Raw genomic sequence first — 13,740 nt, 5'->3', positions numbered from 1 at the left:
GACCGGCCAGGAAGCATGACTACTCGTGTGCTTCCTCCTCAATGCATATGGAACGAATTGTTCCCTCTATAAAAATCTCTTGGCTGTTGACATATCGGATGAAAATGTTGAATCCCTGAAAGCAGAAAACGCCTTGTTCTGTCTGGACTCGCAGACAAGTACTGGTAAACTCCAATATACTCTTATAATTCTCCAGGCGAAGCCTACCAAGGCCCTCCATTTCCAGCAAGGGGATATTCAAAAATACCTCTCGGGGAAGATGGAGTCGATCCAGTATTTTTTCTTGTTTCTTCCCCATAGAACTCCTCCTTTTATGTCCAACCTTTCATCATCCATTGCAGCAAAACAGGCGTCAGATAGGCCTCAATGGCAGCTGCGCAGACAGCGGCCAGAAGTCCAATTCCTAGCACGATGAAATAATACCGGCTTTTTCCCTTCCACACAGCCTGCATCACAAGCTGCCCCACAAATAGAATCATGGGCAGTAGCAGCAGATTGTGCGGGAAGTAACCCATAAGTCCCATTCCGATTCCTTTGGCGCCATACCCAAGAATGAGAACCGCCTGTGCAAATCCATAGAAAAAGCCTCGTCCCGCTATGAGAAGCAGGACACCGATCCATCCATAAGGGATAAAACCACATGCCCATAGCACAACCATATATTTACCATATGACCATGTCCGATTTAGGAAATAGCTAAACCCCTGAACCTGGCCGGAAGCCATGTTCTGTGCCCCAATCTGAATAAAAGAGTTGAGGCTTTCCCTGCTCTCCTCCCCCAGCGCGGAAGCAAACAGTACGCCTACAAGCGCGCCAGCGGCCCAGAGGATGAGTAAATAGAAGCTGCTGCGCATGGCCGCACTTTTTTCCCGGCCCGAGGATCCCCGACTCTTTTTATACCGTCCACTGTGATACCGTCTCTTCGGAAGTTGATTGCGATAGGCTCCTGATGTAATTTCCATGAAAAAACTCCCTCCTCTGTATTGTCTTTCAGTACTACAGAATATGAAGGGAGTTTACGATTTATGCATGGATACAATGGACTGATTCTTTACTTCTCTGTGGCGTACACCGCCATAAGCGCAGCTATGGTTTTCCCGTCCGTGATCTTTCCTTCCCGAATCATCTCGATGGCATCCTCCAGCGGATAGCTTTGAATCGTCACAAATTCGTCATCATCCAAATGCTGCTGGGAAGGAATCAAATTCTTAGCAAGATAAATTGAGATCTTTTCTGTACAGTATCCTGGGGAGGAATAGAAGTCGAATAGAAATTCCACCTCGCCTGCGCGGTACCCTGTTTCCTCCTCTAATTCCCGCTTTGCACAGGTTAAAGGCTCCTCGCCTGTCTCTATAAGTCCCGCCGGAATCTCGAGAGTATCTTTCTGCACAGCGTAACGGAATTGTTCCACGAGAATCACTTCTCCATTTTCCGTAAGCGGTACCACTGCGGCAGCTCCGCGGTGCCGAATGATCTCTCGCACGGCCTCGTGCCCGTTGGCAAAGCGGATCGTATCTTTATATACATCTAATATTTTGCCCTGAAACATCGATTCGCTGGTGATCGTCTCAAACTCCATTTCTACCTCCATCCTGCCGCTTCAGCGGCGCCTACTTGATACTTCACCTTATGATTGTTTCATCTCCTGAGCGCGATCCAAGGTTGCTTTCGCCGCCTCCATGACGGCTGCACGAAAGCCGGCCTTTTCCAGCGCGATCACCCCCTGGATCGTCGTTCCTCCCGGTGAGCACACCATGTCCTTTAACTCCCCTGGATGCTTTCCCGTCTCCAGGACCATCTTAGCTGCTCCCAACAGGGATTGTGCCGCCATCTCATAGGAGAGTGCCCTCGGCACTCCCATGGCGGTCGCCGCATCTCCCAGCGCCTCTATGAACAGATACGCAAAGGCAGGCGAACAGCTTGCCGCTGCCATCGCGGCGTCCATCAATGCCTCCCGTATCTCCACAGCCTTACCCGCCTTCCGGAATATTTGGAGAACTGCCTCCTTCTCTTCCACCTCATAGGAATCCTCTGAAAAAGCTACCGAGGTCATTCCCTCGCCCAGCAAAGCCGGTGTATTGGGCATGGCACGCACGATTCTTTGCTCCTGTCCCAGCACCTTCTTCAACGCCGCGATATCGTATCCTGGAGCCAGACTGATCACCATCGCCGTTTTGCGCAGATTCCCCTGTACCTGCGGCAGAACATCCGGATAAAACTGCGGCTTGACCGCAAGGACGATGATATCCGCTTTCATCGCAACCTCCGCCGCCGAAGATGCCCCTTCCGCGCCCAAGCTAACCGCATTGGCTAAGGCCTGCTCTGATACGTCAAACACTAGCACTGTATTCTGCAACCCTTCCCTTGCCAATCCTCCGAGGAGAGCTCCTCCCATATTGCCCGCACCGATAAACCCTATGACTCGCTCCATGTTTACCTCCCACTTTCGATTCAGCTAAACTGTCAGCTGGGCATCCAGCCTAATGTCATCCTGATGCTCTTTCAAGATCGGTTGAATATACTCCTCCAGAAACTCCGTCACCTGCTGAGGTGCCCGGCCAATGAAATTTTCCGGCTTAATCGCAGCTCTCAGCTCTTCTTCCGTCATCTTGAAGTACGGATCGGCTATAATCCTCTCCAGCAGATCGTTGCTCTTGCCTTCCATCTTAACCTGCCTCGCCGCCTCCATTGCGTGGACTCGTATCCTCTCGTGAAGCTCCTGCCGGTCTCCGCCGCGCTTGACCTCCTCCATGAGGATCATCTCTGTCGCCATAAAGGGCAGCTCGCTCATAACGCGGCTGCGAATCACCTTTGGATATACAACCAGCCCCCCTGTGACATTGAGCATGATCTGCAGGATTCCATCCACGGCCAGGAAGCTCTCCGATACAGCAATCCGCTTATTCGCAGAATCGTCCAGCGTGCGCTCAAACCACTGTGTGGACGCCGTCATGGCCGGGTTCAACTCGCTGACCATGACATACCGCGCCAAGGAACAGATCCGCTCGCTGCGCATGGGGTTGCGCTTATAGGCCATGGCGGATGAGCCAATCTGGCCTTTCTCAAAGGGCTCCTCCATCTCCTTCAGATTTTGCAGGAGCCGGAGATCGCCTGCAAATTTATAGCAGGACTGCGCGATCAAACCTAACGCATTTAAACATATGGTGTCAAATTTGCGCGGATAGGTCTGTCCCGTCACGGGAAAGGTGTGCGCATAGCCCATCTTCTCCGCCACCAGTGCATCTAGCTGCTTGACCTTGTCCGTGTCCCCCTCAAACAGCTCCATGAAACTGGCCTGCGTTCCCGTGGTCCCCTTTGCCCCCCGCAGCCTTTTGTCGGAGAGAATGTGGGTGAGTTCGCGGTAATCCATCCAAAGCTCCTCCAGCCATAGGCAGGCGCGTTTCCCTACCGTGGTCAGCTGGGCTGGCTGATAGTGGGTAAACCCTAGAGTGGGCATATCCTTGTAGGCCAGCGCGAAATCTGACAGCTTTGCCATGACGGCTACAAGTTTTTTGCGTATCAGCTCCAGCGCTTCAAACATGATAATAAGGTCCGTATTGTCTCCCACATAGCAGCTTGTCGCCCCAAGGTGGATAATCGGCTTTGCCTTTTCCGCCTGCTGCCCATAGGCGTATACATGGGCCATTACATCATGGCGGACCTCCTTCTCCCGCTCCTGCGCTACGCCGTAATTGATCTCCTCCGCGTGGTCGATCAGATCGTCAATCTGCTCTTGCGTGATGGGCAGCCCCAACTCTTTTTCCGCCTGCGCAAGGGCGATCCACAGCTTTCGCCAGGTTTTGAATTTTTTGTCCGGGGAAAACAAATATTGCATTTCGTCGCTAGCATATCGGGAATTAAAGGGCGTTTCGTATGTTGTATGCATATTCGGTTCCTTCTTTCTAGATTTTACAATTTGGCTTAGCCGCCAAATCCTCGATCGCTTTGAAAAAACCGGGGCTGGCAAATGGATTCACTTACCTTCCCCGGTTCTCGCCGCCTATTTCGACTGCACGATCAATTTGATCGCCGTTCTCTCCTCGCCGTTGATTTCGATTTCCGTGAACGCCGGCGTACACATCAGGTCAAACCCGGACGGCGCCACATATCCCCTGGCGATGATAATCGCCTTCATCGCCTGGTTCAGCGCACCCGCCCCTACGACTTGAATCTCAGCGCCGCTGCCTCCGCGAATGATATTCGCGATAGCGCCCGCAACCGAATTCGCGTTGGAGTGTGACGACACTTTCAATACTTCCACGGGAGTCCCCCCTTACTTCGCATATTCAACCGCTCGAGTCTCCCGAATGATATTGACTTTGATCTGTCCTGGATACTCCAGCTCATTCTCAATGCGCTTTACCACATCCCTGGCCAAAATTCTCATTTCATCGTCATTGACTTGCTCCGGCATGACGACGAGACGGAGCTCCCGGCCAGCCTGAATCGCAAACGTCTTTTCGACGCCCTTGAACTCATTTGCAATGGCTTCCAATTTTTCAAGACGGGTAATATAGTTCTCGAGCGTCTCCCGTCTCGCGCCGGGCCTGGCTGCGGAGATCGAATCCGCCGCCTGCACGATGACAGCGATCAAGCTCTCTGGCTCCACATCGCCGTGGTGTGCCTCCAGCGCGTTGATGACGACCCTGGATTCCCGATATTTCTTCAGGAGTTGGGCCCCGATGGTCACATGGGAGCCTTCCATCTCGTGGTCCACGGCCTTTCCGACATCATGCAACAGCCCCGCTCGCTTGGCCATACGCACGTCGATGCCGAGCTCCCCTGCGATAAGCCCCGATAGATGGGATACCTCGATGGAGTGCTTCAGCACATTCTGTCCATAGCTTGTCCGATATTTTAACTTGCCTAGAAGACGGATCAATTCAGGATGGAGTCCGTGTACATTGGTCTCAAACGTGGCGGCCTCCCCTTCTTCCCGAATCTTATTTTCCACTTCCTTGGTAGCCTTATTGACCATCTCTTCAATGCGGGCCGGATGAATCCGCCCGTCTACGATTAACTTTTCAAGGGTGATTCTGGCTATCTCTCTCCGTATGGGATCAAATCCCGATAGGATAACAGCTTCTGGCGTGTCGTCAATGATCAGATCGATGCCGGTGAGCGTTTCCAGCGCTCGAATGTTGCGGCCCTCTCTCCCGATGATTCTGCCTTTCATCTCGTCATTGGGCAGCGGCACCACCGATACCGTCGATTCCGCCACATGGTCAGCGGCACACCGCTGGATCGCTCCCGTCAAAATTTCCCGCGCTTTCTTCGTCGCTTCTTCCTTGGTTTTCGTCTCGGCTTCCTTGAGCATGACAGCCATCTCGTGTTTTACGTCTTCCTCAACGGAATGGAGCAGCTGTTCCTTCGCTTGCTCTGTCGTCAATCCGGATATCTTCTCCAGCTCTGCCAGCTTCTGATCGTGGATCTCCGATATTTCCCTGTTCTTTCTGTCCAGCTCTTCCGCTCGCTTGTTGATCTGCTGTTCCTTTCTCTCCAGCGTCTCTCCTTTTCGCTCCAAAGTTTCCTCTTTCTGAACGACTCGCTTTTCCTGTCGCTGGACCTCGCCTCTCCGCTCCTTGACCTCTTTCTCTAGATCGTTTTTCATGCGCAGAGCTTCTTCCTTAGCTTCCAGAAGGACTTCCCGCTTCTTTGCATCCGCAGATTTTAGAGCATCGTCAATTATTTCTCTCGCTTTGGTTTCCGCAGCGCCGATCTGTGCCTCTCCAACTTTCTTGCGGTACTGGATTCCGGCAAAAAATGCTGCGACAATCAATGCAACTGCTACGATTGCTATGATGATGTATTCCATCTGACGATAACACCTCCTTTTGAATTTTCATGGTTCGCTTCGCTATTCATATAGCAGGCCTTTCTCCGTGTCTGAACGAATCAGTCCGCCGTCATCGCTGTGTAAGCGGTCTATGGCTACTCATAGAGTATACTCCCTCCTGGGGAATCCGCCGGCGTTTCAAGCCTGCTTCCCAATGGCGCGGATGGCGTATACGCTTCTCCACTGCTTCTCTTGTCCTTTACGGTCTGCCACTTTGTTGGTTGATTCTTCACCTACTGTTGACCTCAGATCTTTGACACCAACATATAAATTTTATAACTTTCCATCATATCTGTCAAGCATTAACTTTATTCTGAGCCAAAATAATAGAACCTTCGATTCTCAGGAATTATATCCACCTCTCGACAGACGAAAGGGACTGTCGGGAAAAGAATCGTCCTGCCCCTACATATATTGGAAGACTGCCTACCGGCGGGAAATTTGCCTACCTTTGCACGCTGGCTCCCTGCCGTTGCCCGCCTCGCCGGCGTGCATTTTTTTCCCTTTCTTCGCCGGCTCGACTCTGTTGGCGGGGATTTTACCTCCCTTTGCACGCTGACACCTGCCTTTGCTCGCCTCGCCAGCGTGCATTTTTCTTCCCCTTTCTCCGCCGGTTTGGCCGGCTCCACTCTGCCGGCGGGAAATTTGCCTCCCTTTGCACGCTGGCTCCTGCCTTTGCTCGCCTCGCCGGCGTGCATTTTCTTCCCCTTTCTCCGCCGGTTTGGCCGTTTCCACTCTACCCGCGGGGATTTTGCCTCCTTTTGCACGCTGGCCTCTGCCTTTGCTCGCCTTGCCAGCGTGCATTTTTCTTCCCCTTTCTCCGCCGGCTTGGCCGGCTCCACTCTGCCGGCGGGAAATTTGCCTCCCTTTGCACGCTGGCCTCCTGCCTTTGCTCGCCTTGCCAGCGTGCATTTTTCTTCCCCTTTCTCCGCCGGCTTGGCCGGCTCCACTCTGCCGGCGGGAAATTTGCCTCCCTTTGCACGCTGGCCTCTGCCGTTGCTCACCTCGCCGGCGTGCATTTTTCTTCTCCTTTCTCCGCCGGTTTGGCCGTTTCGACTCTGCCCGCGGGGATTTTGCCTCCTTTTGCACGCTGGCTCCTGCCGTTGCCCGCCTCGCCGGCGTGCATTTTTCTTCCCCTTTCTCCGCCGGTTTGGCCGGCTCCACTCTGCCGGCGGGGATTTTGCCTCCCTTTGCACGCTGGCTCCTGCCTTTGCCCGCCTCGCCGGCGTGCATTTTTCTTCCCCTTTCTCCGCCGGTTTGGCCGGCTCCACTCTGCCCGCGGGGATTTTGCCTCCTTTTGCACGCCGCTCCCTGCCGTTGCCCGCCTCGCCGGCGTGCAAAAAAGGGGGCTGTCCTGAAAACGCAGTTCAGCGACAGCCCCCTCAATCTCTCCGGCTGCATATCCGCAGCGGGAGTTACCCTCGTTTTTTCCGTTTACTGCATCTCGTGATTCGAACCATGCTTGTGCAGGATACAAGCATCAGCGCAAACCACAGCCAAAGCCTGCTGTCATCGCCGGTCCGCGGTGAAGTGCCGGCCGCTGTGTTGTCTGGCGCAGCCGGTGCGATGACAAAGCTGTAGGTAATCGTTCCGATGAAATTTCCAGTTCCGGTAATGGTCATGCGATAAGCCCCCGGTTCCCTGCCAGTGCTGCCCGTCACATCATAGGTCACTTCCATCGTCTCACCTTTGCGGTTTGTCACGGTGACGCTCTGAATCTCCTGTGTCTGGGTTTTGCCGTCTGCAATCAGCTCGCTGCCCAGCTCCACCATGGCGTCCGAAATTTCCCTCCGTTCAATGGTCAGCTCGCCATCCACAAACTCGATCTCATAGTTCGGGTTAGCCCCTGTCTCCTGGGTTGCTGTGATGACATAGCTGCCGGCGTCCTCGCCACTGTCCGTACGGGTTACAGCAATGCCGGTCAAGCGATCGCCGGAAACTAAGTCGCCGCTTACAATCTTCCATGTGTAAGCCGGGTCGTTGTCACCATAGGTCTTACTCTGATCCTCCGCAGTTATGGTGATCGGGCGCGCTGTAATGATTACGGCCGCAGAGCCGGTCACGGTGTTATAGTTGGCTTTGGTGACCTGATAATGCACGATGTAGACTCCTGCGCCGATGTAAACCGGCGTTTCGGTGACGTAGTTCTCGCCATCAGTGCTGTAGGTGATGACCGCGCCCTCCGGCGCTTTCACAGCGATTCTGTAAGCCGTTCCATCGTAGGTTGCCTTCACATCCTCCGCGGAAACGCTCATATCCGCCTTGGTGACCGTCCAGGTCTTTTCGGCTGTGCCGGTATAGTTGCCCGTGCCTTGCACCGCGATGGTGTAGGTGCCCGCGCCGGTGGCACTGGTATCACCGCTGACCGTGTAATCCATTCCCGGTACCAGTGTCTTATCCCCATCCCTCACGGCAATGTCCGGCGTTTTCACGCCGCCATTGAACACCGCGTCGTCCATGGAAATAGAAATCATCGCACTGGTTAGCGGCTTGGGTTCGATGGTAAACTCCGCGACGGCGGTAGTCTCTTTGTACAGATCCGTTTCTCCGAAAGTGGCGGTCACCCGGTAGCAGCCCGTTTCAGTGGGCGCGTTTTCGCTGCCGTAGTTCCCATCAATGGATTCATACCAATATTCCATGCTGTCCGTGCCGTTGGTAGCGCTGGCAGGGACGGGCTCGCCCGCGCTGCCGCCGTAAGTCCAGTCTTCGATGGTCACGGTTCCGGAGCCACTTCCCTTGTTTACGGTCAGGGTAGCGCGGGCCTCTCCCTTGGCGTAGGCGCCAGAGGCGGCAGTGGTCAGCTTAATTGTAATCGTTCCGGCCCTGGTGACCGTCAGAACAGAGCCTTCCAGGGTGCCCGCTCCGGTGCCGCCCGTGATGGTGTAGCTGGATTCGCCCGCGTTCTCGTCGATAGCAAACATTTCGCTTACATCATAGGTGATTCCGGCATAGGTGATTCTCCTGTCCACACCTGTGTTGATCACATCCAGAGCAGCGGCATTGGTAACAGTAATGGTGCCGGATACAGCTACATCAGTCGAATCATAATCCGCCAATTCGCCATCCTTTACCTTCCATGTAAAGGTGTTCACTGCCTCTCCCGTAGGGTCGTAATCCTCACAAGTCCAGCTGATTCCCACGGTCACGTTGCCCCCGCTCTCCGTGGTGTAGGTGACGGTGGAGGGCAGCTCCGCGGCAGCCTCGGCAGCCTCCCCATGGTAAACGTCCAGCTTCTTGCCTGTAGGCGCGTTTGTTACAGCTGTCAGCTTTTCCAGACGGGTTGCCGGAAAAGTCTTTTCCAGCGTGAGAACGCCGTTGGTATTTGTCACCGTCCAGCCGTCAACACCAGTGATTGCATCGGCAAACTGGTGGTTGCTGTCCGGCGTCAAGACCAAGGTGGCAGTGTAGGCCGTATTATAGCCGTATTTGTTCACTTCCGGCTCCCATTGGACTGTTCCGGTATAGCCTTCCCCTGGCGCTATGCTGTCTTGAGGTGCCGACCCAGCCTCGGGCGCGGTGACAACCAGATCCAGTTTGTCGATGATGGCCTTTTTGACCGACACGGTGACAAATCGACTCTCCAGGGTATAGCCATCGCAGGTGACTTCACAGTAGTAGTCTCCATATTCGCCTGCGTCCAGACCGCTAAGTTTCAAGCTCGCACCCGTCGCAACCGGTTTAACTGATAAGCCTGTGTCCAGGTACCATTGATAGGAGATCGTCTTGTCTGTGTCAAAAGCCTCCGCTTCGATGGATACGGTGGCGTCCTCACCATAGGTGATGTCCGTGTCCTTGGGCTGCTGGGTGATTTCCACCGGGATGTTCACCACGGTATAAGTGCCGCTGGGCAGGCCTGGGGTGCTGGTATCGTACTCCCATTCGGCATTGGTCTTATTCCTGTAGGCATAGCCCTTCGCCAACAGTTCGCCGACGGTTCCAACGTCTGTGAATATGGCGTTATGACCGCCGGAGAAAGTGCCGCCGCTGATAGTGACCGCGGCTTCGCCGTTCACCAGCACACCGTAGCTGTTGGTGTTTGGGCTGCTGGTGCCGAAATCGCCGCCCCTGATGGTAACGCTTCCGCCTTCTACTCTCAGAGCGCAAACGATGGTGGAGCTCGAGGCATTTACGGTGATAGTGCCCCCGGTAACCGTGATGTCATTGTCACGGTTGCCGCTCGTGTTTACGCCACAGCTGTCGCCGCTGATGGTGCCGCTTTTCAGGGTAAAGCTGCCACCATCCACATAAATGACCCCTCTACCGTCACTGCCGGAAAGGGTGTAGCCGTTACCGTCAGTGTTCTTTTCGCTGGTCAGAGTGATATTGTCGCCGCTTGCCACAGTGAGGGTTCCGCCGCCCAAATCCACACTCGCCAGCAAGGTGACGGTGGCGGATTCCGCCGCCTGGGCTTCCGTCCAGGCCGCAGTGATATTGGTATAATAATCGGTCTCGCCGCCAGTGGGGGTTACGGAAACCACAGCGTATTCCGCTGCACCGCAACCGGTACACTCGTGGTAATAACCGCCGTTTTCGCTGTCTTCCATCCATTCTCTCCAGGTGTGAGCTTCCGCCTGTCCCACTGTGCTGCAGACCACGCAGGTTCCGGTGTGGGTGCCGTTCTGATTGTCCGCATAACGGTAGCTGTGAGTACATTCGCCCACGGCGACGGTGCCGGACAGTCCGGTGCCGTCCAGCCCGGTGGTGATGAGATTCGCCGCGCTCACCGTGTTACCCTTATAATAGGCAAAGTGCTTGCCATCCTGAGTGGTGTCCAGCAGGTCCTTGACCGCGCCGGATGTGCTGTTTAGCACACCATAAATACCGCCCTGATACACACCGCCGCTGAGCTTACAGGTGCCGCCATCGGCGTTCAAACCACATATGCCTCCGATGAATGTGCCATTGGTGACGGTGACAGTACTGTCCTGAGTTTTCATACCAGTACCAACAGCCCCTGTGCCTTTCATCTCGCCGCCGTGGACGTGGACAGTGGAGTTCATCGCATCGACGCCCCGTGAACTGCCTGTGACTGTCCCGCCGTAAATGGTGACTGTAGCTCCTGAAATAGCCTGCACACCATATGTTGTCTCGGATGTTGCTCCGGAAACACTGGCGGAGCCATTGATGGTGACTGTCCCGCCATTTGCGAGTATGCCGCTGACACCGCCGATAACACTGCCGCCGGAAATTGTCACTTCACAGCTGTTGGAATATACGCCAAGCCCATTCTTCTCGGTTGTTTCCACGGTGCCGCCGGTGATGGAAATCGTACCACTTGTCCCATAGATTGCATGGGTATTGGGGCCGCCGGAAGCCTTGATTGTCCCGCTGGCTAATGTAAATTTGCCCTTGCTTTCCACCTCAATTGGGTAAAAAATACCAGAATACGTAAGGGTATATTCGCCGCCCTCTAGAGTGACGTCGCCGAGTACATTTAAAGATTGGGTAACCGTCACATGCCGCAGCAGGGTTACAGTAGCGGGGGAGTCTGCCTGATTGGCCTGCGTCCATGCCGCCGCCAGTGCATCGGCAGGGGTGGGGTAAGTGCCGCCCTCGGCATAGCCATAGGTGGTAGTTACCGCGCTCCCGCCCTCGCCGATAGTGACGGCCGCCACCGGTATGGGAAGCATCTTCACCGTGACAGTGCCGTAGCCAGCTGTCGCCGCTAAGGTACCACTCTGCACATGGGATTCAGGCACTGCCGTGCCGGTACTGTCGTAGTACCAATATCCGTCTGCCAGCAATTCCGCCACGGTTGCCGGTGCTGAATCACGGCACACGCTGTAGCCATACTGGCCTCCGGTAAAAGTTCCGCCGGTAAGGGTGACATTGCTGCCATTCACCGCTTCCAACCCCATGCCGTTGCTGTTGGTGGAAGTGATGGTCCCACCGGAAATCGTCGCCTTTCCGTATTGTCCTACGAAAACGCCAGCTCCAACTAGGGCGGATGTAATCGTCACATTGCCGCTGATGTTGACGGTTCCCCCCACATTGGTGAACCCAACCTCGACGCCATGGTATGTGCCGGAGATGGTGCCACCGGAGATGTCGGCGGTTCCCCCGGCCACCTCCACACCGTTGTATGTGGTGCCATTGACTTCGCCGTCGGTCATACGCAAAACTGCACCCTCACCCGCATATACGCCATGGTACCCGCTGATGGTGCCGCCGGCAATCTCCACCGTGCTGTCCAGCGTATTTCGCACTGCGCCTACGCCGCAGCCTCCGGTGGTTGCCTTGTTTTGCACCGTGCCGCTATTGATTTTCAGCGTTCCGCCAAGGACGCAAATAGGGGCGCTGGAACCCTTAAAGGTGCCGGAGAGGATATGCGTTCCGCCCTCAAAGTTGATGTTGCCACTGTGCATCGTGATGGGGGTAGTGCTGCCCAAATCTACGTCCATCAGCAGGGTCACCGTAGCCGGGGTGCTCTCCGTACTGTTTTCCGACGCATAATCCCAGGCCGCTATCAAAGCCGCGGCGGCGGTGGTGTGTTCGCCGTCCGCAGAAAAGCTATATATAACAGGGGCCTCCTCTCCTGTGCTAACAGAGACCACCTTCCTCTCAACGGACAGCCACTTGGCATAGTAGATTTTATCACCGGTCTCCGCAGCGCCGATTTCCGTCACGGGCGTACCGCTAAAGTTTTTATCCTCATACCAGCCACCGAATGTGAACCCATCCTTTGTTACATCCGACGGCAGGTCTGCACCTATGCCAGCACTGTAACCGGTCACTTCCCCGCTGTTGATCCATCCTCCGTCAACCTCGTACGTTATAGTATACGCCTGACTTCCCACAATCTCACCCTGCGTTGTAATCGATCCGCAGTAATGACGGTCGGTATCCTTAATTGAGGCGGTATACTCATACACTCCCACGTCCTTTGCCACAAAATTGAAAGTGGTTCCCTCCATTTCCGTCCACTGCGGATCAGTAGGCTGTCCGTCCTTTGTAGCCGTTATAACAAAGCTGTCGGCGTTGATTCTCTCCTTCCAATAATCAGACGCCAGCCATCCAATCATTGCAATCCACCGATACTCTCCGGTATAATACACCGTATCTATTGTTGTTCCTTTGCTCAATATGCCGGTAATATCCTGCTTTACAAGCTTGACCGTTACCGGATCGGAGACTGCAACCGTCGTGCCATCTGTATGGTTATACTCCGCGTAAACCGTATTCTCCCCCATCCGCAGGGTTCCTTCCACATCCGTGGTCGAAAGGACCTTGTAAAATCCGGTGTAGCCCTCATAATAGGAACTCGCCGCATAGGAGACCGGGTCCCCCGCCTTTTCACCATTCAGATAAAACTGCACGCTTCCACTCTTTAATTCCGTGCCCTTGTCGGTTACAGTGGCGTTAAATCTCACATTGTTGGTATCATATTCTATCTCGGTCGCCGTAGAGGTCAAGGTCACCACGGGAGCGGGCGGAATCTCCGTGCAGATGACATGTAGAACCGCATAATTATTACTCGGTTGCTCAGGCATTGTAAATGTCCAGGTCATATCTTCCCCGTCAACCGGTTTCAGTTGAGCCGCTTCGCTCAAATCATTCCCCGACGTGGCAGAGAAGCCCTCTCTGATTTCAATCCGGTTGAATTCATAGCCGCTGTTGGGCGTCACAGTAATTTTTACAGTGACCTGCGTCCCGGGCGCACATTTACAGCTGGTGCTGTCAGTGGTCGTATCATAAGAAAAATAGCAGGTGGCACTGCACTTGGTGTCCATTTTTTGTAAGTAATATGGCGTCCCTGCTGTCAGTGGCACCTCTGCATAAACGGTCAGGGTTAGGCTGTTCCCCGGTACAACGCTCAGCACCATCAACAGCGCCATGGCCAAACTCAACAGGCGCTTTGCCTTTCCTCTTTTCATCGCTTTAATTTCTCCTTTTCCCTATTTCAT

General features: G+C 54.5%; 9 protein-coding genes. All 9 read right to left on the bottom strand.

Features of this window, described 5'->3' with window-relative positions; all coding sequences use genetic code 11:
• Window positions 1–19: 19 nt before the first annotated feature.
• A complete protein-coding gene (locus H8730_RS07315) occupies window positions 20–298 on the bottom strand; it encodes a YabP/YqfC family sporulation protein (protein WP_177716015.1) in 279 nt (92 codons plus the stop codon).
• Window positions 299–311: 13 nt separating this feature from the next.
• Window positions 312–962: a stage II sporulation protein M gene (locus tag H8730_RS07310; protein WP_177716016.1), complete on the bottom strand. Its 651-nt coding sequence runs from the start codon at window positions 960–962 to the stop codon at window positions 312–314.
• An 89-nt stretch (window positions 963–1,051) separates the two neighbouring features.
• On the bottom strand, window positions 1,052–1,579 hold the full coding sequence (locus H8730_RS07305) for an NUDIX hydrolase (RefSeq protein WP_177716018.1): 528 nt from the start codon (window positions 1,577–1,579) through the stop codon (window positions 1,052–1,054).
• A 48-nt stretch (window positions 1,580–1,627) separates the two neighbouring features.
• Window positions 1,628–2,431 (bottom strand): pyrroline-5-carboxylate reductase, encoded by an 804-nt coding sequence (gene proC, locus H8730_RS07300; protein ID WP_249289612.1) that lies wholly within the window; start codon window positions 2,429–2,431, stop codon window positions 1,628–1,630.
• A 24-nt stretch (window positions 2,432–2,455) separates the two neighbouring features.
• Window positions 2,456–3,886: an adenylosuccinate lyase gene (gene purB / locus H8730_RS07295; RefSeq protein WP_249289611.1), complete on the bottom strand. Its 1,431-nt coding sequence runs from the start codon at window positions 3,884–3,886 to the stop codon at window positions 2,456–2,458.
• Between the two features lie 114 nt (window positions 3,887–4,000).
• On the bottom strand, window positions 4,001–4,261 hold the full coding sequence (locus tag H8730_RS07290) for a stage V sporulation protein S (RefSeq protein ID WP_177716025.1): 261 nt from the start codon (window positions 4,259–4,261) through the stop codon (window positions 4,001–4,003).
• A gap of 12 nt (window positions 4,262–4,273) precedes the next feature.
• A complete protein-coding gene (gene rny / locus H8730_RS07285) occupies window positions 4,274–5,815 on the bottom strand; it encodes a ribonuclease Y (protein ID WP_177716027.1) in 1,542 nt (513 codons plus the stop codon).
• 329 nt (window positions 5,816–6,144) lie between these two features.
• Complete coding sequence (locus H8730_RS07280; protein ID WP_249289610.1) at window positions 6,145–7,176, bottom strand: hypothetical protein; 1,032 nt, start codon at window positions 7,174–7,176, stop codon at window positions 6,145–6,147.
• 75 nt (window positions 7,177–7,251) lie between these two features.
• Window positions 7,252–13,710, bottom strand: coding sequence for an MBG domain-containing protein (locus H8730_RS07275; protein ID WP_249289609.1), 6,459 nt, complete (start codon window positions 13,708–13,710; stop codon window positions 7,252–7,254).
• Window positions 13,711–13,740: the final 30 nt, after the last annotated feature.

The organism is Bianquea renquensis, assembly GCF_014384895.1.
Taxonomy (GTDB): domain Bacteria; phylum Bacillota; class Clostridia; order Lachnospirales; family Bianqueaceae; genus Bianquea; species Bianquea renquensis.
The sequence above is the reverse complement of the archived record's forward strand: the minus strand, read 5'-3'. Positions and strand labels throughout refer to the sequence as shown.